We start from the raw sequence: 21,631 nt of genomic DNA, 5'->3' as shown, positions 1-21,631 counted from the left end.
AACAAAAGTTTTTTGTAAAGTAAAGTTACTTGACAGATTTTTTTCTATTTTTTGCCATCAAGCAAGGTGAATGGTCAGATATAGCAAAAAACTATCGAAATGTATAGAAAATATATATTTTACAATTATAGCTTTTGGGAATAAAATGAAACTATCAAAATTTTTCAAGGAGTTTTCATTATGTCAAAAATACATTACCATTTCGATCATGTCGGTTCTTATCTTCGTCCACAAGCTTTGAAGGATGCCCGTGAGCAATTCGCCCAAGGCAAAATCAGCCACGAAGACCTGCTCGCTATTCAGGACAAATTGGTCGCTGAATTGGTCCATCACCAGGTTGACAATGGGCTCAAGGTAGTTTCTGACGGTGAGTTCGGTCGTTCTTGGTGGCACCTGGACTTCCTCTGGGAATTGACAGGGTTCGAAGCTTACTTGCAGGAGGATTCTTACAAGTTTCACGGGGCTAAGACTCGCACGACCAATGTCCGCCTCAATGGCAAGGTAGCTGAAAATCCAGACCACCCGTTTTACCGTGATTTCCAATACCTTCAGTCTATCGTGCCTGAGGGAGTTACGCCAAAGGTGACTATTCCAAGCCCGTCACTGGTTATCAAGCGTGACCATCGCAGCGATCTCTATGCGGATTACTACGAAAATTGGAGTGATTTCCTAGACGGTTTGGCAAAAGCCTATCATGATACCATTCAGCATTTTTATGATCTGGGTGCCCGCTATGTTCAATTGGACGACACAACCTGGGCTTATTTGATTCAGCAATTGGAGATCTATCATGACCAACCGGAAAAACGGGCGGAATTTGAGCAGATTGCTGAAGATGATGTCTACGTGATCAATAAGGCCTTGGAGGGCCTGCCAAAGGATTTGACGGTGGCGACCCATATCTGTCGAGGCAACTTCAAGTCAACCTACCTTTTTGAAGGAAGCTACCAGACGGTTGCCAAGTATCTAGGCCAACTCAACTATGACATCTTCTTCTTAGAATATGACGATGAGCGTTCAGGCGATTTTTCACCGATTGTGGATATCTGGAATGGCCGTGAGAATGTCGAATTGGTGCTGGGTGTGATTACATCTAAAGATCCTCAGTTAGAGGATATTGATGCGGTGGTTGCCCGTATTGAAGAAGCAGCGAAATTGATTCCACTCAAGAACATTGGCATCTCAACCCAGTGCGGCTTTGCTTCTACGGAAGAAGGAAATATTCTGACTGAGGAAGACGAGTGGAAAAAATTACAATTGATTAAGACGATTACGGACAAGGTCTGGGGAAATTAGGAGAGAAAAAGGAGATAGGATGAGTCATAGGGCTTTAGGAAGTGCGATTTTAGAAGGTGTAGGAGGCAAGGCCAATGTGTCCAGTCTGACCCATTGTGCGACACGCCTGCGTTTTACCTTGGTGGATAAGTCTAAGGCAGACCAAGCTGGCCTGGAACAGTTAGAGGGTGTTTTGGGTGTGATTGACAAGGGTGGTCAATTCCAAGTTGTTATCGGAAATGACGTGGCCCATGTCTATCGTCCTTTAGCAGAGGATTTGGAAGAACAAGTAGTCGCAGACCAAGAAGCTTCGAGCAAGCAGGGAATCTTTGCGACTGTTCTGGCTACTATCTCAGGTATCTTTACCCCGATTTTGCCAGTCATTACGGCAGCCGGGATGATCAAGGCTGTGCTGTCCTTGCTGACGGTGTTTGGCGTGGTGGCTACTGATGATACCAACTATCAAATTCTCAACTTTATTGGGGATGCTGGTTTCTTCTTCCTGCCTATCTTTCTTGGCGGCTCGGCTGCCCGACAGTTTAAGACCAATCAGCAGCTGGGGATGTTAATCGGGGCGATTTTGCTCCACCCTAGCTTTGTGGCCTTGGTGACAGCGGCCAAGGAGGCTGGGACGGGTCTGAATTTCTTCTCCATTCCGATTACCCTATCAAGCTACTCTTCGACCGTTATTCCGGTAATTTTAGCAGTATGGTTCATGAGCTATGTGGAAAGAGTTGCGGATAAGATTTCGCCCAAGGCTATCAAATTCTTCTCTGTTCCACTCTTGACAACTCTGGTGACTGCCCTGGTTACTCTGATTGTGCTGGGGCCGCTTGGTGCTATTGTGGGCAATTGGCTGGGTACCTTCTTCCTCTGGTTGGAAGAATTTGGTCCTTGGGTTGTACCAACTATTGTAGGAACAGTTTCGTCTTTCTTGGTGATGACTGGTACCCACTACGGTCTAGTATCGATTGGCATCAACAACCGCATGACCATTGGCTATGATACCATCGCTCAGCCTGGCATGTTTCCGTCCAATGTGGCCCAGGGTGGGGCAGCTTTAGCTATTGCACTGAAAACGAAGGATGTCAATAAGCGTGCCTTGGCTTCATCGGCTGGTATTACCGCGATTTTTGGTATCACAGAGCCTGCCCTGTATGGTGTGACCCTGCGTCACCGTCCTGCCTTGATTGGGATCATGGTTGCCGGTGGTATTGGTGGTTTCTTTATGGGGATTATGGGGGCTCGCAACTTTTCTGGTGGTTCTCCAGGGCTTCTGACCATTGCTGCCTATATCGGTGAGGACACGCTCAAGTATTTTTATACAGCGGTAGCCGGCCTGGTCATTTCCGTTCTGATTTCCTTTGTGGTGACCTTTGTTCTCTATAAGGAAGATTAAGAACCTGTATTCACTATTCGGCACTTTTAGCTAAGGCTAGTTTTCTGCCACTCAGCCTTGTTTTTCTCGAAATACAGTCAGTATTCCTGCTCAAACGGCCTTGACTTGCAAAAAACTATCTCATATCTAAATGTACCTCACTAGTAAACACAGATCCTAAAAGTGGTGCAAACCGCTTTTTCTTTATGAGAAAAAGGGCTTGCACAGGTTGGCAAAATTTTTTACAATAACATCAGAAAATACTTGATACAACATATATATAATGGTTGTAAGAAGAAATCCATATTAACTACTTTTAAGGAGAACTGTATGAAGACAGTTGGAAAATTTTTTGCTAAAAAGTTGGCGAGCCTCCTGGTTGTTTTATTGGTCTTAGTAATTGGTGTCATCTGGTTTAGAAATAGCATCTTTGCCTGGTTCCGAGGCACTCATACGGTCCAGTATGAATTTGTCATCAAGCGGTTTGAGCAGGAGACCAAGCTGATCGTGGCAGGTGCAGATGTGGAAACGACTGCCAATCATACCTTTGAAAACAATAAAATGAAGGAGTGGCCAGACTGGACAGAGCCTATCACCAAGCTCTTTGTCGGACGAGAAATGTCGGTCGAGATTCCTATCCAGACCGAGTTTAAGCTGGATTTGGAAGGCTTGACCAAGGATGATATTCGCATTGAGGACAATACCTTGACCTTCAAAAATTTTCTGACTGTTGAGGTGGACTCCCAGCAACATGGGGAAATCAAGATTTCCAATAATAGCAATGGTTTGATTGACAAGGCTGTCGATGTCTTTACTGCCGGACAAAAGGCGCAAGAATTTCTGTCTGATAAGTCCCAGGAGGCAATTTACAAGACCAGTGAGTATGTCCTGAATGACGCTGAACGTCAGGAAAAGGTGGTCGGCTTTGCGGAAAATTCTCTTGAAAGTCTACTCAATTTAAATTCCGATGAAAAGTTAGAAGTTGATTTATCTCTGGATGACCTCAACTTTGTCATCGTTGATAAGAAATAGCAGTGGAAACCGTGTCAAGCAGACATGGTTTTTTGCTCGCTCTGCCATTTCCAAAAAGCCTGGGAATATGGTAAAATAGGAAACAAACTGTAGAAACGAGAGACGAGATGAAACTTCAAAAACCTAAGGGAACCCAGGATCTATTGCCACAGGATACGGTCAAGTGGCAGTATGTGGAAGGCTTTGCCCGCAGTATTTTTAAGCGATACAATTACGCAGAGATTCGCACGCCGATTTTTGAGCATTACGAGGTTATCAGCCGTTCTGTTGGCGACACGACGGACATCGTGACCAAGGAAATGTATGACTTCTATGATAAGGGCGACCGCCATATTACCCTTCGTCCGGAAGGGACCGCCCCGGTGGTTCGTTCGTATGTGGAAAACAAGTTGTTTGCTCCAGAAGTGCAAAAGCCAAGCAAGTTTTACTACATGGGCCCAATGTTCCGTTATGAGCGTCCTCAGGCTGGTCGTCTGCGCCAGTTCCACCAGATTGGTGTGGAGTGTTTTGGTTCCAACAATCCTGCGACGGATGTGGAAATCATGGCCATGGCCTATCATTTCTTTGAGGAACTGGGGATTCAAAACATCACCCTTCACCTTAACAGCCTGGGTAACCCAGAGAGTCGTGCGGCCTATCGCCAGGCCTTGATTGATTATCTGACACCGCTCAAGGACCAGTTGTCCAAGGATAGCCAGCGCCGTTTGGAGGAAAATCCTTTGCGCGTGCTGGATTCCAAGGAAAAAGAGGACAAGGCGGCAGTTGAAAATGCTCCGTCCATCTTGGATTACTTGGATGAAGAGAGCGCGGCCTACTTTGAAGGGGTCCAGTCTATGTTGGACAGTCTGGGTATCACCTATGTCATTGACACGAATATGGTTCGCGGTTTGGACTATTACAACCATACCATTTTCGAGTTCATCACCGAGGTGGGGGGCAATGATTTGACCATCTGTGCTGGTGGTCGCTATGACGGCTTGGTCAGTTATTTCGATGGACCTGAGACACCAGGTATTGGCTTTGGTATGGGGATTGAGCGCCTGATTTTGGTCCTTGAAAAGCAGGAAATTGAGCTGCCGATTGACCAGTCTCTGGATGTTTATATCGCTGTTTTGGGTCAGGAGGCCAATGGCGGAGCTTTGGAGCTGGTTCAAGCCCTCCGCAAGCAAGGCCTGTCTGCCGAGCGTGATTACCTAGACCGCAAGCTCAAAGCCCAGTTTAAGTCTGCGGATGTCTTTGGTGCCAAATACATCATCACCCTTGGTGGAAGCGAGCTAGAAAGCGGCCAGATTACTGTCAAGAATAATCAGACCCGCCAGGAAGTCAAGACTAGCCTGGATACCATCAAAAATGATTTTGCCAGCCTCTTGCCAGAACTTGGAGCAGAGTAGAGGAGGTAGAGGATGAAAAAATACATCAATATTGCCTTAATTTATGCTATTGCAGGCCTTCTCAGCGGTCTTGCTTACCGTGAAATCATCAAATTGACCGGTTTTACTGGTCAGACATCTCTTAATTTGGTTCACACCCACCTGTTTACATTGGGCATGTTCCTCTTTATGATTGTAGCGCTCTTTGCCCAGCACCATGAACTGGAAAAAATCAAGTCTTTTCGTGTCTTCCTAGTGACCTACCACATCGGCTTGCCTCTTTCTGCTATCATGCTGGCTGTCCGCGGTATGACCCAGGTATTAGAAATGGATTTGTCAAAAGCCGTCAATGCTAGTATTGCAGGCTTGGCAGGTATCAGCCATATCCTGGTTTCAGTTGGTATTATCAGTCTACTCCTTTCCTTGAAAAAAGTAGCTGAAAATTAACATATAAACAGTAAAGCAAGCTCCGTTTTGGAACTTGCTTTTATTGTTTATTTGGAATAATAAAGAAGAGATAGTAGGTAATGAAAATAGTCAAAGCAACTAAGAGGATTTTGACTGATAGGAGTGGGGCCAAATAGATAGAAATCCCCATGAGGATGTAAATTTGCAGGATAATTCGTTTTTTTCGACTCTTGCTGATAGACTTGGTCTCCGCATAGTCAGCGACATAAAATTGATAGAGCTTGGTTGTCCTGAGCCAGGTCTCAAACTTCTTTGAACTATTGGCAAAACAAAAGCCAGCTAAGAGTAGCAGGGGAGTGGTAGGGAGGATGGGCAGGAAAATGCCGATGACTCCGACAAGCAAGCTGAGGCAGCCGGAAAGAAAGTAGAGATATTTTTTCATGTTACGATTGTATCATAAAAGGAAAATGAAAAAAAGGCTTGCATTTTACAAAAGAAAACGTTATCATAATGAGGTAACGTGATTTCTGTCACAAAGATGATGAAAAGAGGGACCAAGATGAAATTGATTGCATTGGTTGGAACAAACTCCGCCGCATCCACCAACAGGAAATTATTGCAGTTTATGGCTACACATTTTAGTGAGAAGGCTGAAATTGAATTGGTAGAAATTAAGGATTTGCCAATGTTTAACAAGCCTGCCACCCGTCAATTACCAGAAGCTGTCTTGGAATTGGCTAAGAAAATTGAAGGGGCAGAAGGGGTTATCATTGGAACACCCGAATATGACCACTCTATTCCAGCAGTTTTGATGAATGCCTTGGCTTGGTTGTCTTATGGCATCTATCCCTTGTTGAACAAGCCGATTATGATTACAGGTGCATCTTATGGTACCTTGGGTTCTTCCCGTGCCCAGTTGCAGTTACGTCAGATTTTGAATGCTCCTGAGCTCAAAGCCAGCGTTTTGCCTGATGAGTTTCTCTTGTCAAATTCCCTGACTGCCTTTGATAAGAAAGGTCATTTAGTGGATATTGAAACAATCCAAAAATTGGAGGCTATGTTTGACGACTACCGCTTATTTGTGAAAATGACTGGAAAATTGTCTCATGCCAAGGAACTCTTGCACAAAGAGGCAGAGAATTTCGACTGGGAAAGTTTATAGGAAGAGGACGAAAAGATGAAATTTGTTGGTATTGTAGGATCAAATGCGGACCAATCATACAACCGTATGCTCTTGGAATACATCCGCCGTCAATTTAAGTTGAAGTTTGAACTAGAAGTCTTGGAAATCAAGGATGTTCCGATGTTCAATCAAGACGAAGACCAATCGGACTGCTTTGCTATCCAGTATTTGTACAATAAGATTACTCGTGCAGACGGTGTTATCATTGCAACACCAGAGCATAACCATACGATTACACCAGCCCTCAAGAGCACCTTGGAATGGTTGTCCTTCAAGCTCCACCCACTGACAGATAAGCCTGTCATGATTGTCGGTGCTTCTTACTATGACCAAGGAACATCCCGTGCCCAGGTCCATCTCCGTAAGATTTTAGATGCTCCAGGTGTCAATGCCTATACCCTTCCAGGAAATGAATTCCTACTTGGCAAGGCAAAAGAGGCCTTTGATGAGAAAGGAAATATCATCAATGAGGGGACAGTGAAATTCCTAGAAAGCTGTCTAGATAACTTTATCAAATATGTAGGAGTAGTGTCTCAGTTGAAAAAACCAAAACCAATTGAACCAGAAGATCTTTACTGCGGTAAGCCAATTGCAACGACTGTTCAGGGCATTGACCCAGATGATCCAAACTGGTTGGAGAAGGCTGCTGCCCAGGTTGGAGCTGTTGAAGGAGACACCTATGTCAAATTGGACAACGGTCTACTGACGGTTAATCAGATCAATCAATTCCTCAAGGCCATGCCTTTTGAATTGACTTTCACAGACGATAACAACCAGTTCCTCTACTATAATGCCGCTCACCAAGATCCTGAAACCATGCTTGGAAAACGTCTGCCAGAGCATGTCGGTGGTCGTTTGGCAACCCTACACGGTACCCTGCCACCAGCTCGCATGAAGAACGTGGAGTGGGTTGTTGGAACGCTCCGTAACGGTAACCAAGAATACGTTCGGACCATTGTTCCAGGTACACCGCCAGAAGTTATCAATACCCACAACTATCAGGCTATGTACTATCCGGATGGCTCCTTTGCAGGTATCAACGAGATTATCTTCAACTTCAAGCCATGGTTGGATTGGTACCTCAATGAAACTGGTCAACAGTTGGTTGGCGGTAAGGCTATGTCAGCTGCTGGTCACGGTCATGCAGCTGCCCATGTCGATGCGACATCCGGTGCATCGGATGCAGGTGCTGCTCCAGCTCCAGCTGCTTCCGGTGTGGATGCAAGCTCTGGTGCATCAGAAGCCTATTAGATTTGTAATGAAAGGTGCCATCAGGGCACTTTTCCTTTCTGATTTTATTAGAAAGAGGAGATTATGACAGTTTTTAAGGAGAAAATCGGTGCGGCTTGTGCCAAAAAAGAGGCTCTCTTTGATGAGAGTTTGGGGCGGTATGCCCTGCGTTCTATGTTTGCTGGGGCCTATCTGACCATGTCAACGGCTGTGGGAATTATCGGTGCGGATGTCATTTCTAGCCAATTTCCGGCCCTGGCTCGCTTTGTCTTTACCTTTATCTTTGCTATCGGCTTGATTTTTGTCTTGATTTTCAATGGCGAATTAGCGACATCCAATATGATGTATCTAACAGTAGGAGGCTACTACAAGCAGATTTCCTGGAAGAAGGTCTGCACGATATTGCTTTATTGTACCTTCTTTAACTTGATTGGTGCTATTGTCTTGGCCTATCTATTCAATCAATCTTTTTCCTTCCAGCAACTGACGGATAAGAGTTTTGTAATCAATGCGGTCCAGCTCAAGTTGGCCAAGACAGATTGGATGAACTTCATCGAGGGCATTACTGCCAATATGTTTGTCAATATGGCTATTATGGGATATATGCTCCTGAAGGAGGAATCTGCCAAGTTCTTTGTGGCCCTATCTGCCATTTTCATGTTTGTTTTCCTCATCAATGAGCACTTGATTGCCAACTTTGCTTCTTTTTCGCTGGCTGGATTTAGCCCTGTTGACAACATCAAAGGTTTTGATTTGGTCAATATTCTTCGCCAGTGGACCGTAGTTTTCTTTGGCAACTGGATAGGTGGAGGTCTCTTTATCGGGATTGCCTATGCTTGGCTCAATGAGACCAAAACAGTGCATAAGGAAGGTTAGAAAACAAGCTCTCAGACCCCAGACCGATTTTTTCAAATAGGTCTTGAAAAATACTCTAAAATACCTATAATGTATTTACATTAAGGTATTTTTTAGTCTACTCTGCTATTCTACTGGGAAAAGGAGGATATTCTATGTTTATTTTTGCCTTTCCTGGTACGGGAAAATCGACCCTTGCGAAACAGTCGTCAGCCATCGTAGACTTAGAGATGTCTGACATCAAGTATGACAATTCGAGCGTCAGCCATTTGAGCAAAGAAGAGAGGAAGTCTGTGCCGCGGCCTATTAAGGATAAGGGCTACCGTCAGACTTATATTGACAGGGCCTATGCCCTGGAGCATGAGGGCAAGACGGTTCTGGTGGCAATGAATTTTTTACTTCGCATGATGGTTAAGATGTTCATTCAACACCCAGTTTCCTTCCATATTTACATTCCTCACTTTTCTTTGAAGGAAGAATACAGGAAGCGCTATATTCAAAGAGGAAACAATTCCCGCTTTATTTTTGAGGTTATGTTTATTTGGTATCTAGTGTTGCTCCCTTTTTATCTACTATCCATATGCCTGCCAAAATGGATCACTGTCTTGGGAGAGGGTGAGACATTGTCAGACAAGATATTCGCTAAAAATCACCAAAAATCCAATCCAAAAACAGGCCTAGCGCAAACCATTTCATGAAAATGAATGAAAATTCACAAATCCCTTGAAAAAAAACTGATAAAGCGTTATCATATTATGGTACATAAATGGAGGAAAAACATGACACATATTACATTTGATTATTCAAAAGTTTTGGGACAATTTGTTGCCCCACAAGAAATTGATTTTTTACAAAGTCAGGTAACAGCTCTCGATGCGGATTTGCGTAAGGGAACAGGTGCAGGAGCAGAAATGCTTGGTTGGTTGGATCTGCCAGAAAACTATGACAAAGCAGAATTTGCTCGTATCAAGGAAGCGGCAGCTAAGATCCAAAATGACAGCGAGGTTTTGGTGGTTATCGGCATTGGTGGTTCTTATCTCGGTGCCAAGGCTGCCATTGATTTCTTGAACAATTCCTTTGTCAATCTTTTGTCAAAGGAAGAGCGCAAGGCACCACAAATCTTGTACGCTGGAAACTCTATCTCATCTAGCTACTTGGCAGACTTGGTTGACTATGTGGCGGATAAGGACTTCTCAGTAAACGTAATTTCAAAATCAGGAACAACAACTGAGCCTGCCATTGCCTTCCGCGTCTTTAAGGAATTGCTTGTCAAAAAATACGGTCAAGAAGAAGCCAACAAACGTATCTATGCGACAACTGATAAGGCACGTGGTGCGGTGAAAGTGGAAGCTGACGCAAACGATTGGGAAACTTTTGTTGTGCCAGATGATGTCGGTGGCCGTTTCTCTGTCTTGACAGCCGTAGGTCTCTTGCCAATCGCTGCTGCAGGTGCAGATATCACTGCCCTTATGGAAGGTGCTAACGCAGCTCGTAAGGATTATTCATCTGATAAAATTGCAGAAAACGCAGCATACCAATATGCTGTAGTCCGTAACATTCTGTATAGAAAAGGCTATGTGACAGAAATCTTGGCCAACTACGAGCCGTCTCTTCAATACTTCAGCGAGTGGTGGAAACAGTTGGCAGGTGAGTCTGAGGGCAAGGACCAAAAAGGTATTTACCCAACATCGGCCAACTTCTCAACGGACCTGCACTCGCTTGGTCAGTTTATCCAAGAAGGCTACCGCAACCTCTTTGAAACAGTTATTCGCGTTGATAAGCCAAGAAAAAATATTCTGATTCCAGAAATGGCAGAAGATTTGGACGGTCTTGGCTACTTGCAAGGTAAGGATGTTGATTTTGTCAATAAGAAAGCAACAGACGGTGTTCTTCTTGCCCATACCGATGGTGGTGTGCCAAATATGTTTGTCACTCTGCCACAACAAGATGAGTTCACACTTGGTTACACTATCTACTTCTTTGAATTGGCTATTGCCTTGTCTGGCTACCTCAATGGTGTCAATCCATTTGACCAACCAGGTGTAGAAGCTTACAAGAAAAATATGTTCGCCCTTCTTGGTAAACCAGGATTTGAAGAACTTGGTGCAGAATTGAACGCACGTTTGTAAGAAAACCAAAGTATAGCTTCATAAACGACAGTCAAAAAGACTGTCGTTTTTTACTTGTCAAAAAAGATTCCGATAGCAAATCTGTTATACTAAGAGATATGATACTTCTAGACACTATTTTTTTAACAGTCTGAAAAATCCTGTCCTTAACTTTGAAGCGTTTTCAGTTTATACTGAATATGTTAGAAAACAAGGGGAGGACATGATGATGTCAGATTGGTTGAATATTCGTGATAAGGTTTATGTTGTCACGGGTGGAAGTTCAGGTATTGGTCTAGCTATCGTAGAAGGATTGCTGGAGCAGGGAGCCAAGGTCGCTAACTTGGATATTCGAGATTCGGACGTATCCCACGAGCGACTACTTTTTGTGGAAACAAATGTAGCCAGTCATCAGGCTGTAAAAGAAGCAGTTGCAGCAGTCGTAGAACATTTTGGGACCATTGATGGTCTGGTCAATAATGCGGGAATCAACATTCCAAGCTTGTTGGTCGATACAAAGGAAGAAGCCAGCCAGTATGAACTTGATGAGGCTAAGTTTGATAAGATGATAAATATCAATTTCAAAGGTTTGTTCTTCGTATCCCAAGAAGTTGCTCGTATTTTGGCAACCAAGGGTTCAGGTGTTATCATTAATATGGCTTCAGAAGCAGGTCTAGAAGGTAGTGAGGGACAGAGTGTCTATGCAGCGACCAAAGGAGCAGTTTATTCGCTGACTCGGTCTTGGTCCAAGGAATTGGCCAAGCATGGTATCCGTGTGGTAGGAATTGCACCGGGTATCATGGAAGCAACTGGCCTGCGCACGCTAGCCTACGAAGAAGCACTAGCCTATACACGTGGAAAAACAGTTGATGAATTGCGTGCAGGGTACGGAAATACCAGCACCATTCCACTAGGACGTAGCGGTCGTTTGAGTGAGGTAGCGGACTTGGTTTGCTACTACTTGTCAGATAGGGCTAGCTACATTACCGGTGTGACGACCAACGTGGCAGGCGGAAAAACCAGAGGTTAGGAAAGAGAAATGAGTTTAGAGCTAAACAAAAAAGCCTTATTGTATTACTTATCATCTCATGCCAGTGTCAGTTACGATAGCTTGGAAGAGAGATTGAATCTATCTAGGCACTCTTTGAAATTGTTGATAGAGGGGCTTTTGTATAGCTACGACCATATCTTTTCCATTCAAGAAAAAGGTGGAAAATTAAGTCTGCATATCGTTGATGAGGCAGCTTTCAAGCTTTTGGTTACAGAGGATTTACTACTGTCAACAGATTTGAACTCCTTTCATAAGCGGCAGGCAATTTTCTTCCAAACCTTATTAGAAACAGATGATTTTATTTCAGCCGATATCATTGCAGAGGAGCTAGGTATCAGCAGGCGAAGCCTCAGTCGTGATATCAATCGGATGAAGGAAGTTTTGCTGAGTTATCAGTTGGAATTGGAGTCCAAGTCTGGTGTCGGTATCAAAATCGTCGGGACAGAGTTGAACAAACGCTTGCTCTATCTCTATGAAGTCATGGATTATCTGGAGCACGAGTTGGAATTGCCTCAGGAATTGTTGGCAACCTATGCGGACTTCATGGATAATCAGCGATTTCCACTTGATGTGGAGCGGACTTTCCTATCGACATTGAAACTGACTATTCTGCGAAAAGAAAAGCCGCTAGGAGACGAAGGTTTATCCTGGTTTACTAGCCAAGACAAGCTGGACTTGCCGTCTATCTTCTATGATATTCTGTCCTACTTCTTAGGACGAGAAATCAGCAGAGCAGAAAAAGCCTTTCTAACCTTTCCGATGCAGATTGGCCTATTGGCTTCAGAGATTGGACGTTCGGATATTCTGGCAATGGCAGAGCAGGTCTTGGACTTGACGGTACAGGAATTTGGCATTAGCTTGGATATTGAAGAAAGTGCCCTTATCCTGCAACGTCACTTGGTCTATATGCTCAATCGAAGTGTTATGAAATGGCAGTTCACAGAGATTAGCCTACGTGAGCAGCTGATTCAAAGTTCCTTCTCCAAGGTGGTCTCTCAATTTTTCGTCGAGCGTGTGATGGAACGGACAGGTCTAACAATCTCGGACAAGGAAGTTGTCCTATTAGCTGCCTGGATGGAGTTATTACTGGCTCGTAAGAGCAAGCCTTTGATTGCCAAGGTAGCTGTCATCACACAGTCGGGTCAATCCTTTAGTTACTTGGTAGATAATCAGATTCGCCAGATTTTCAATAGCGAAGTGCAGTTGGATTTCTTGGATTTTGCCAATCATCCGCCGTATGAGGAACTGAATCGGACCTATGACCTTATCTTCACGGACAATCTCTTATACAGCCAGGAACTCTTCCAACCCTTCTTGTCCTTGTCTTTGGTGACCAAGGAAAATCAAGCAGAGCGGGAAGCTTTAGAACGGACGGTACTGGGACGTAAAATCCAGATGCATTGTCAGGTGGAGCTGGCTCTGTTTGATGAAAATAAAAGTTATGAGGACAATAAGCAAGCCTTGTTGGAACAATTAGTCGGCAAGCAGGTCATTGGACAGGAAGTGGCAGACAAGTTACAGGAAAAAGAATCAGCTCACCCAGCTATTTCTGAAAATGGCTATGCTTATCCACATTTGACAGATGCAAGTTTAGAGCAGATTATACTGGTGGTGCCTGTTCAAGACAACTTGCACTTATCTAGTCAAACCGGACTGACAGTCCAAGATTTCGTTCTGATTTTTGTTCCGTCAGAATTGGATGAGTTTAATCAAGATTTACTATTTAATATTTTTGACAACACCTTCCGTATGGGCAAGCAGTCGCACATCAAGGAGCGACTGGGCATTGACCAATGGTCAGATATGCTGACCTTGTAAGGTGGAAGAATAGGAGGAAAAAATGGATTCTATTTATATCTTGGGAGCGGTGGTGATTCTTGCCTATATCTTGCAAATCATCTTCGGGCTCAAACAGCTGAAACATTTTAATACGACCTATTCTGAATTGCGTAAAAAGGGCCGTGTGGCCATCGGACGTCGAGCAGGAAAAATAAAGGCTGGGACTATTGTCATGTTTGCAGTAGATCAGTCGGGGAAGGTCTTAGATGCTAGACGGATGCAGGGAGTAACCGTTGCGGCACGTTTTAAGATTATGCCAGACTATATCGGTCAGGATATTCACTACTTCGACACCTACAATCCACTGATAAGAAAGGAGAACAAGCTCTTGCAGATTGCGATTGAGGATGCCAGAGAAGTTTTTCTCAGGACAGAAGCTGGGAATTACGAGGATGTTCCGAAGTTCGCACCCGTGTTGAATGTGGGCAATCAATTAAAACTCTTGTCCACTCGTCTTAAGTTACAGTTCAAAAAGTAAAAAACAAAGGAGTTTATTATGGACTATATTGTAAAATTTGCCGAAGGCTTTATGAATCTCTTCAAGCTGGGTGGGGAAACCTTTATCAGCTGGATGACGGGTATCGTACCTGTTGTTCTCATGCTCTTGGTAGCCATGAATACCTTGATTGCCCTCTTGGGAGAAGAGCGGGTCAACAAGCTGGCACAGGCTTCCGCTAAAAACCCTGTTAGTCGTTACATGATTTTGCCATTCGTGTCAGCCTTTATCTTAGGAAATCCGATGTCTATCAGCATGGGACGTTTCTTACCAGAATACTATAAACCAGGCTTTGTTGCAGCACAGATGCAATTCTGTCATACGTCAAATGGTGTTTTCCCACACATCAACCCAGGTGAATTGTTTGTCTGGATGGGGATTGCCTCAGGTGTCCAAGCACTTGGTTTGAATACTATGGACTTGGCAATTCGGTATCTCTTGGTTGGTTTGGTGATGAACTTTGTAGGCGGTTGGGTCACAGACTTTACAACAGCCTACGTTTCAAAACAGCAAGGCATCACTCTTAGCAAGACACTTTGATAGAAAGAGGACATTCCTATGGCATACAAAAGCATAAAAGTTGTAAAAGGTAGTGGTGGTTTTGGTGGCCCTCTGGTCATCACTCCGACAGAAGAAAAACACAAGTTTATCTATATCACAGGTGGCGGTGAAAAGCCTGCTATTGTGGATAAAATCGCAGAATTAACCGGTATGGAAGCAGTTAATGGTTTCAAAACGTCTATTCCAGATGAAGAAATTGCTCTTGCCATTGTTGATTGTGGTGGAACCCTTCGTTGTGGTATCTATCCGAAAAAAGGTATCCCAACCATCAATGTGATTCCAACAGGAAAGAGCGGTCCCCTGGCTCAGTACATTACAGAAGACATCTATGTTTCAAACGTTGGTGTGGAACAGATTAGCTTGGCAGATGGCTCTGATGTTGCCACCGTAGTAAGCGTCGCAACTGAGAAAAAACCGACTTATGATACCAGCAAAAAAATTACCGAACAACGTGCAGAGTCTAGCTTGATTGCTCGGATCGGTATGGGAGCTGGTAAAGTTGTTGCGACCTTTAACCAAGCGGCTCGTGAAGCCATTCAAACCATGTTGAACACCATTATTCCATTCATGGCCTTTGTATCTCTTTTAATTGGGGTTATCCAAGGTTCTGGTGTCGGAAACTGGCTAGCAAAACTCATGGTGCCACTGGCTGGTAATGTATGGGGCTTGATTTTGATTGGTTTCATTTGCTCACTGCCATTCCTTTCTCCACTCTTAGGCCCAGGTGCTGTTATCAGTCAAATTATCGGTACCCTGATTGGTGTGGAAATTGGCAAGGGTAATATTCCGCCACAAATGGCTCTTCCGGCCCTCTTTGCAATCAATACGCAAAATGGATGTGACTTTATTCCGGTAGCTCTTGGTCTATCAGAAGCAGAATCTGAAACTGTTGAAGTTGGTGTACCAGCGGTACTCTACTCACGATTCTTGAACGGTGTCCCACGTGTCATCGTTGCTTGGTTGGCAAGTTTCGGTTTGTATAGCTAAGCAAAAATATTATTGAATAGGTTAGGATAGAAGAATGACAAAAATTTTTGAAGCAACTATTGTAAGTATCGGAGCCCAAGCTCCAGAAATGATTACAGAGGCGAACATGCTGATTTTGTTTGGCTTGGAAGCTCCGGTGGATTTGGCAGAATACTGCTACAAGATTAGCAACAAGGATTTGTCCGGCTCTATCCAGGTTGGTGGACGCTTGGTCATTGACGGTGTGGAGTATCCCATTACAGCAGTTGGTTCTGTCGTAGAGCAAAACCTTTCAGCTCTAGGTCATATCACCATTTCATTTGATGGCTCGACAGAAGGGACCTTACCAGGAACTCTTCATGTTTCTACAGCCATTTCCCCAGTTGTACAGTTGAATAGCATGGTTCAAATATTTGCCTGAATGACTTAAAAAAAACTGATCGGAAACGGTCGGTTTTTCTTATGCCTCAAATTATGGTACAATGGTTTTACAAGGAGACAGGTCTATGAAACCAGAGTATTTTGTAGTCGGGGATGTTCATGGCAAGTATCAACTCTTGGTTGATTTGTTGCAGAAGTGGAATCCTGAGCGTCAGCAATTGATTTTTTTAGGGGATTTAATTGACAGGGGTGAGGATTCCAAGGCTTGTTTGGAATTGGTCATGGATTTGGTGCAGAATCAGGGAGCCATTTGCCTGACAGGTAATCATGAGCGGATGTTCCTGGCCTGGTTGCGGGACCCTCAAGACCGCTATGACCATTATCAGAGAAATGGTGGTGATACGACCATCAATTCATTGCTGGGGCGTTCCTTGGATGCGTCGGTGGATGGTATGGTTGATGCCCATCAGGTTTCAGAGCAATATGGGGAATTGATTGACTTTCTCAAATCTTGTCCCTACTATCTAGAAACGGAGCTCTATATCTTTGTTCACGCGGGGGTTGACCTGACCTTGGATGATTGGCGGGAAACCAGTGAGCATGACATGGTTTGGTTGCGATCCAAGTTCCACGAGGCAGCTAATGAAACTGGCAAGTGGATTATTTTCGGCCATACACCAGTCTATAATTTGTTTGGAACTAAGACGCGGATCAGTCAGATTTGGGACAGTGGTGATGGAAAAATTGGCATGGATGGCGGTGCTGTCTATGGCGGTGTCCTCCATGGTCTGGTCTGCAATCAAGACGGGCCAATCGAAGACTATGTGGTCGGTCACACCCGATTCCAGTTGCAGATAGAAGATTAGTTTTTATCAGCTCCACCGTGAAACAGGGGAGAACAAGATTTTGTAAATAGACATATTAAAAAAGGCGATTGTGGTCGCCTTTTTGTGTATTCAGATAAAATTGTCTAAAAAGTCTGAGTTGTCACGAGAGTTGTTTGCAGAAGGTATTATGCCTTCAATCTAAAGGTATGCGGAGCTTTTTTCAAGAGAAAGAAATAGCCGAAGCCGACGTAGAGCAGGAGAAGGCATGACACGCCGATGACATAGTAGTGAGAACCAATATCTACACGGCTATTGAGATAGGCCACCCAGTAGAGGGCTCCACTGAGAAATTTATAGACAGGGTTGGTCACTTCCATGTCTTTGGTAAAGGGCTGCAACATATAATAGATAAAGAGGTCATGAAAGGAAAAGAGGGCGGTCAGGCTGGTCAATAGCAGGGCAGTTAGCAGATAGCTGCCAGGAGTGTATGTCGCCCGTGTAAAGAGGACAAGCCCTAAAAAGAGGGTGACAGCAAAGCGAGCGTTGTAGAAGATAGACTGCTTGAATCGGTAGTTGAAACCAGCAATAATGGTCTGCGGTTCCCGATAAAAGGGGTAATGGAGCATGGAAAGGTCGCAGTTGACAAAGACCATTTGGGCAATGGTTTTCCCCATTGAGCCGGCATACATGACTATAAAGGTCACCGGCAGGAGGGGTAGAAATCCTTTCTCGGCAGGAACCGTAAAGGTCGGGTCCAAGAACCGAATGAGCTCCAAGGTCGCAAAAATCAAGACCAGAATGCCGACCCGAAAGAGGGATTTTTTCTCTAGGATGGTTCGGTAGCGGTCAAATAGCAGAGCGTTTAGGTAGTTCATGCCAGACAGGTGACTAAGGTCCTTGCCTTTTTTGAGTTTGAGTTTCTCCTGCATCTGCAGACCTTGATGGGTGTATTCGTTCCCCTTGGTCAGCTCAAAAAGTTTCTTATCCATCTGCAAGGACTGGTCCATGCAATAGTAGAGATAATCCAGATGGTTGGTCTGTTGTTTCAAATAACGATAGCCAAACCAAATCAGCAAGACCTGACAGACAAGCACAGGCAGTAAAAAGATGGGCGACAGATGATTGCGGAAAAGGATAAGACTGGCAATAGCTGCTAGACCAGTACCCAAGATAATCCAAGATTGCCAAGAATGACGGCGGGATAGAATCCGTCGATTAAAAAACCAGCGGTTGAGAGCCTGTCCAGCAAAGCTTCCTGCTGGAATGGTCAGTAATCCTAGAGGCAGATAGAGCCAATTTTCTGATAGGCTAGAAAAAATTAGCAAGGCAGGCAGGTAGGCCAGACTGGAGATAATAGGCTCTACAAAGAGTTGGCTCTGGAGAAAACTAGACTGGGAAAGTCCAAAATTTTGCATGAATTCCCGTTCGGACTTGGCGATAAAAGGCTCAAATCCCTTGCCAAACCGATAGGCATAGCCAACAAAGACCAGCCATAGAGAAAAGCCAAGGAGCCAAGTATCTGACGGGATTTGCCAAAAGTCCAGCTGATTGTTGGATAGGAGTTTAATCCAGAAGGCAGCAATGCAAGAATAGATGGTTAACCAAATTCCCTTGACAAGAAAACGACTGGGGATGGAGAGGATGTGCAGGATCAAAAAGAGACCAGACTTAAAACTGTAAGACTTGAAAATACTCTCTGGAATGCTCTTGCCCACAAGTGGCAGTTTTCGCAAATAGTAGAAAAATCCGTTGACGGTCCGATAGAGGTTGTACTTTTCCTGATACCAAAAATAACGTAGAATGGTTTTCATAAGCTCCTCCTAGTCTACTGTCAGCAAGGCAACCACTTCCTGTTCAAAATCAGGGTCGTGGAGCTTGTCACTCGGAACAGCCTGTAGTTCTTGGTGATGGAGCAACACAATCTCGTCGCAGAGATCCTGAGCCAGTTGTAGAATGTGGGTGGAAAAGATAATCACGGAATCTTTTTTGGCTTCCCGAATCAGCTGCTTGAACTCGTGGGCAGCCACGGGGTCAAAGGACGTCAGCGGCTCATCCAAGAGCAGGACAGGAGGCTGGACAATCAAAGACAGGAGTAACTGGACCTTGTTCTGCATACCGTGGGAAAAATCCTTGAGCAGACGATGTTGGTCTTCTTCTCCGATACCGACTAAGTTCAGCCATTCTTCTGGACTGCGAGGAGATTTGAGCTTATCCTTGTGAATATCCATATAGAAACGGACAAATTCATAGGCCGTCATAAAGGCAGGCAGTTGTGGGTAGGTTTGGGTAAATCCGATGTCCGTATTATCGTAGTCAAAGGCATTTCCATCCTTTACAAACTGAATCGAGCCACTATCCAAGGTCAGATTTCGGGCAATGCAGTTAAACAGGGTTGTCTTACCAGCTCCGTTCCGCCCCAGCAAGCCGTAAATCTTCCCTTTTTCAAAGGTAAAAGAAGCGTCTTCCAAAATGATTTTATGGTCGAATTTCTTGGAAATAGAAGATAATTTCAGTTGCATAGCCAATCTCCTTTTTGTTATATTGTTATGGATTTATCATACAATAAAAAACAAAAAAATTCAAGCAGATTTTTGCTTGAATTTAGAAAGAGGATAGGGGTTGTTTTTGCTGCCCCTGGCCATTGAAGTTACTATCCTTTAGCCAGTTTTCAAGGGCATGCTTGCGGTCGGGCCATTCGTGGTCTAATAGAGAAAACCAGGCGGTATCCCGATTGCGTTCCTTATAGACTAGAGCCTGACGGAAGGTACCTTCGTAGGTAAAGCCCAGACGGTTGGCAGCGACCTGAATGGCTTGGTTGAGCGAGTCGCATTTCCATTCATAACGTCGATAGCCCAGTTCTTCAAACACATAGTTCATGAGAAGATAGTGGGCTTCTGTCGCCTGTCGGGTTCGTTGCAGTTGAGGAGAAAAGATAAGCCAGCCAACCTCGATGCTACGGTGATTTGGAACAATATTCATTAGTGCCAAGCTACCAATGGCTTGTTGGCTTTCCTGGTCCACAATAGCTAGATAATAAGGGTCAATAGAATCCAATATCGTCTGGAAATAGGCTTGAAAAGAGTCACGGTCTGCAAAGGGTTCAAGGGCCAAGTAGGTCCAGTCAGCTTTCTTGGCATTTGGTCCATAAAACTGATAGAGATCATCTGCATGTTGCAGGCTCAGTTTTTCTAAGCGGACTGTGTGTCCTTGTATAGTCTCCAGACTTGGTCGCTCACCACTGGTGTAATGTGGCAAGGGCATACCAATTTCTTGACCGAATGAATTGATAGGCATGGTTCCCTCCTAATAATGCAAACTCCCTGCCACCCAGCCAGTTGCAAGACAGTAGGTGATATTAAAGCCGCCTGTATGGGCGTTGATGTCCAAGACCTCACCTGCAAAGTGGAGGCCAGGGATTTTCTTACTTTCCAAGGTTTTGGGATTGATTTCCTTGAGGTCAACGCCTCCCTTGGTCACAAAGGACTTGGCCAAGGACATCTTGCCGGTAATCTTGATAGGTAAGGCTTTGAGGAGGGTGACCAGTTCAGTCAGGTCTTTTTGGGAAACTTGTTTGACCTTGCAGTCGTAGTTTTCAGCGAAAAAGTCGGCTAGGCGGTCTGGCATGAGTTCTCGGAGGGCATTCTTGACGGATTTTTCCCTGTTCTTTTCTAAATGCTCAAACAAGTCCTGTTCAGAATGAGTCGGCAGAGCATCGAGAAATGCGGTTTCGCCGCCTTTGACAAAACTAGACAGACGAAGGGCAGCGGGACCCGACAGGCCAAAGTGGGTAAAGAGCAGGTCGTGGGTGATGACGTGCTTGCCGTAGGTCAGGGTGACGTTGTCCAGGGAAATGCCTTGGAGCTTCTTGTGGGGGAAGTCGGTCAGAACGGGGCTTTCAGCGGCCTCAATTTCTGTGACTTCCAGCTTGAAGTGGCGGGCAATGTCGTGACCAAAGCCAGTCGAGCCAGTCGAAGGGTAGGTCTTGCCGCCGGTGGTGACAATGAGCTGGGGAGCTGTAAAGACTTCCTCGCTGGTCTTGACATGGAAGAGGTCGTCCATCTTGCGAACGGAAACCACCTCAGTTCCTGTGCGGATGTCCACGCCGTTTTCCAGCATCTTCATCTCCAAGCACTTGATAATGGTCTGGGAGCGATCGGTGGTCGGAAAGACACGGCCGTGGTCCTCGACCTTGAGCTTGACCCCATTTTCCTGAAAGAAATTCATGATGTCGTGGTTGTCAAACTGAGAAAAGACGCTGTAAAGAAAGCGGCCATTGCCGGGAATGCCAGCCAGCAGGTCTTCCAAAGTACCGTTGTTGGTCACATTGCAACGTCCGCCACCTGTGCCAGATAGTTTCTTGCCCAAACGCTTGTTTTTTTCGAGGAGCAGGGTCTTCTTGCCGTAAAAGCTGGAAGAAATAGCGGCCATCATGCCAGCAGGTCCCGCTCCGATAATAATGGTATCTACTGTATTCATGCCTTTATTGTATCATAAAATAGCAGAGCTGGTTGGCAGGTTACTCCCCTCTACTTATTTATTGGTCTTGTACCTTTGTCAATGATGTGAGACCAAAAAGGTGATTTTGAAGTTATCCATTTGTTAAGCTTTACTAGGAGCTAGCTTCTAGTAAAGCTTTTCTGATATCGATAGGAGATTTCCAGCCTAAAGTTT

The 21,631-nt window shown here is 44.7% G+C and carries 22 protein-coding genes; 17 read left to right on the top strand and 5 right to left on the bottom strand.

All coding sequences use genetic code 11. The features are described from left to right. Positions 1-180 precede the first annotated feature (180 nt). The 5 genes from ACVC7T_RS04120 (at position 181) to ACVC7T_RS04100 (ending at position 5,502) form a co-directional block, all read left to right on the top strand. A complete protein-coding gene (locus tag ACVC7T_RS04120) occupies positions 181-1,296 on the top strand; it encodes a vitamin B12 independent methionine synthase (protein WP_447262530.1) in 1,116 nt (371 codons plus the stop codon). A 19-nt stretch (positions 1,297-1,315) separates the two neighbouring features. Further along, positions 1,316-2,674 (top strand): PTS transporter subunit EIIC, encoded by a 1,359-nt coding sequence (locus ACVC7T_RS04115; RefSeq protein ID WP_447262529.1) that lies wholly within the window; start codon positions 1,316-1,318, stop codon positions 2,672-2,674. 309 nt (positions 2,675-2,983) lie between these two features. Beyond that, positions 2,984-3,685, top strand: coding sequence for a hypothetical protein (locus tag ACVC7T_RS04110; protein WP_105160417.1), 702 nt, complete (start codon positions 2,984-2,986; stop codon positions 3,683-3,685). Between the two features lie 107 nt (positions 3,686-3,792). Then, positions 3,793-5,076 carry a histidine--tRNA ligase gene (gene hisS / locus ACVC7T_RS04105; protein WP_105122283.1) on the top strand — a complete coding sequence of 428 codons (1,284 nt, stop codon included), beginning with the start codon at positions 3,793-3,795 and terminating at the stop codon, positions 5,074-5,076. A 12-nt stretch (positions 5,077-5,088) separates the two neighbouring features. After that, complete coding sequence (locus tag ACVC7T_RS04100; RefSeq protein WP_447262528.1) at positions 5,089-5,502, top strand: DUF2871 domain-containing protein; 414 nt, start codon at positions 5,089-5,091, stop codon at positions 5,500-5,502. Between the two features lie 40 nt (positions 5,503-5,542). On the opposite strand, the gene ACVC7T_RS04095 is transcribed toward ACVC7T_RS04100, so the two are convergent. Next, positions 5,543-5,905, bottom strand: a complete 363-nt coding sequence (locus ACVC7T_RS04095; protein ID WP_447262527.1) for a YbaN family protein — start codon at positions 5,903-5,905, stop codon at positions 5,543-5,545. 117 nt (positions 5,906-6,022) lie between these two features. Here ACVC7T_RS04095 and ACVC7T_RS04090 point away from each other — a divergent pair, with 117 nt between their 5' ends. The 12 genes from ACVC7T_RS04090 (at position 6,023) to ACVC7T_RS04035 (ending at position 16,999) form a co-directional block, all read left to right on the top strand. After that, complete coding sequence (locus tag ACVC7T_RS04090) at positions 6,023-6,625, top strand: NADPH-dependent FMN reductase (protein WP_105136945.1); 603 nt, start codon at positions 6,023-6,025, stop codon at positions 6,623-6,625. Between the two features lie 15 nt (positions 6,626-6,640). Next, positions 6,641-7,897, top strand: a complete 1,257-nt coding sequence (locus ACVC7T_RS04085; protein WP_447262526.1) for an NAD(P)H-dependent oxidoreductase — start codon at positions 6,641-6,643, stop codon at positions 7,895-7,897. Between the two features lie 63 nt (positions 7,898-7,960). Further along, positions 7,961-8,752, top strand: a complete 792-nt coding sequence (locus ACVC7T_RS04080; RefSeq protein ID WP_105122278.1) for a formate/nitrite transporter family protein — start codon at positions 7,961-7,963, stop codon at positions 8,750-8,752. A gap of 134 nt (positions 8,753-8,886) precedes the next feature. After that, positions 8,887-9,429 carry a hypothetical protein gene (locus tag ACVC7T_RS04075; protein WP_447262525.1) on the top strand — a complete coding sequence of 181 codons (543 nt, stop codon included), beginning with the start codon at positions 8,887-8,889 and terminating at the stop codon, positions 9,427-9,429. 81 nt (positions 9,430-9,510) lie between these two features. Further along, positions 9,511-10,860, top strand: coding sequence for a glucose-6-phosphate isomerase (locus ACVC7T_RS04070; RefSeq protein WP_105122277.1), 1,350 nt, complete (start codon positions 9,511-9,513; stop codon positions 10,858-10,860). Between the two features lie 208 nt (positions 10,861-11,068). After that, the gene (locus ACVC7T_RS04065) at positions 11,069-11,869 is read left to right on the top strand and encodes an SDR family oxidoreductase (protein WP_105122291.1); all 801 of its coding nucleotides are present in this window, start codon (positions 11,069-11,071) and stop codon (positions 11,867-11,869) included. A gap of 9 nt (positions 11,870-11,878) precedes the next feature. Beyond that, positions 11,879-13,708 carry an HTH domain-containing protein gene (locus tag ACVC7T_RS04060; protein ID WP_105160372.1) on the top strand — a complete coding sequence of 610 codons (1,830 nt, stop codon included), beginning with the start codon at positions 11,879-11,881 and terminating at the stop codon, positions 13,706-13,708. 22 nt (positions 13,709-13,730) lie between these two features. Next, entirely contained in the window at positions 13,731-14,207 is a 477-nt protein-coding gene (locus ACVC7T_RS04055; protein ID WP_105160371.1) for a transcriptional regulator GutM, read from the top strand. Between the two features lie 18 nt (positions 14,208-14,225). Continuing rightward, a complete protein-coding gene (srlA, locus tag ACVC7T_RS04050; RefSeq protein ID WP_044775972.1) occupies positions 14,226-14,765 on the top strand; it encodes a PTS glucitol/sorbitol transporter subunit IIC in 540 nt (179 codons plus the stop codon). Positions 14,766-14,783: 18 nt separating this feature from the next. Beyond that, on the top strand, positions 14,784-15,773 hold the full coding sequence (gene srlE / locus ACVC7T_RS04045; RefSeq protein WP_105160370.1) for a PTS glucitol/sorbitol transporter subunit IIB: 990 nt from the start codon (positions 14,784-14,786) through the stop codon (positions 15,771-15,773). 34 nt (positions 15,774-15,807) lie between these two features. Continuing rightward, entirely contained in the window at positions 15,808-16,173 is a 366-nt protein-coding gene (locus ACVC7T_RS04040) for a PTS glucitol/sorbitol transporter subunit IIA (protein WP_105160369.1), read from the top strand. Between the two features lie 85 nt (positions 16,174-16,258). Then, a complete protein-coding gene (locus tag ACVC7T_RS04035; RefSeq protein ID WP_105160368.1) occupies positions 16,259-16,999 on the top strand; it encodes a metallophosphoesterase in 741 nt (246 codons plus the stop codon). Positions 17,000-17,145: 146 nt separating this feature from the next. Here the strand turns inward: ACVC7T_RS04035 and ACVC7T_RS04030 are convergent, their stop codons facing one another. The 4 genes from ACVC7T_RS04030 to ACVC7T_RS04015 all read right to left on the bottom strand — a co-directional run bounded on the left by ACVC7T_RS04030 (position 17,146) and on the right by ACVC7T_RS04015 (position 21,436). Beyond that, on the bottom strand, positions 17,146-18,771 hold the full coding sequence (locus tag ACVC7T_RS04030; protein WP_105160367.1) for a hypothetical protein: 1,626 nt from the start codon (positions 18,769-18,771) through the stop codon (positions 17,146-17,148). 9 nt (positions 18,772-18,780) lie between these two features. Continuing rightward, complete coding sequence (locus ACVC7T_RS04025; RefSeq protein ID WP_105160366.1) at positions 18,781-19,479, bottom strand: ABC transporter ATP-binding protein; 699 nt, start codon at positions 19,477-19,479, stop codon at positions 18,781-18,783. Positions 19,480-19,561: 82 nt separating this feature from the next. Beyond that, positions 19,562-20,254, bottom strand: a complete 693-nt coding sequence (locus ACVC7T_RS04020) for a GNAT family N-acetyltransferase (protein WP_105160365.1) — start codon at positions 20,252-20,254, stop codon at positions 19,562-19,564. A 9-nt stretch (positions 20,255-20,263) separates the two neighbouring features. Beyond that, entirely contained in the window at positions 20,264-21,436 is a 1,173-nt protein-coding gene (locus ACVC7T_RS04015; protein WP_447262524.1) for an NAD(P)/FAD-dependent oxidoreductase, read from the bottom strand. Positions 21,437-21,631: the final 195 nt, after the last annotated feature.

Source organism: Streptococcus sp. P25B114, from assembly GCF_053010325.1.
The sequence above is the reverse complement of the archived record's forward strand: the minus strand, read 5'-3'. Positions and strand labels throughout refer to the sequence as shown.